Genomic DNA, 219 nt, shown 5'->3' with positions numbered 1-219 from the left:
CTTGATTACGGCTGATGACCATCTTGAACGGGTCATGTCCAACAATGCAGCTGTCCATATTGCCGATGTCCATCGGGAGCGCCAAAATGAGAACGTCCAGTTCACCATGTCTCAGCGCGGCGAGTAAGTTCGCAGTAGTATCTTCTCTGAGTAAAAGATTAAGCTGAGGGTAACGCGCGTTCACTTCCTGAACTAAATCACACAGTAAAAATGGCGCTA

The 219-nt window shown here is 47.9% G+C and carries 1 protein-coding gene; it reads right to left on the bottom strand.

Features of this window, described 5'->3' with window-relative positions:
* The coding region (locus MRS74_RS24305; RefSeq protein ID WP_368671330.1) for a LysR substrate-binding domain-containing protein at positions 1-205 on the bottom strand (205 nt) is incomplete at its 3' end.
* Positions 206-219 lie beyond the last annotated feature (14 nt).

It is taken from the genome of Marinobacterium sedimentorum, assembly GCF_024267675.1.
Classification (GTDB): Bacteria; Pseudomonadota; Gammaproteobacteria; order Pseudomonadales; family Balneatricaceae; genus Marinobacterium_A; species Marinobacterium_A sedimentorum.
Note: the sequence above shows the minus strand (reverse complement) of the source record. Positions and strands in the feature narration are given on the sequence as shown.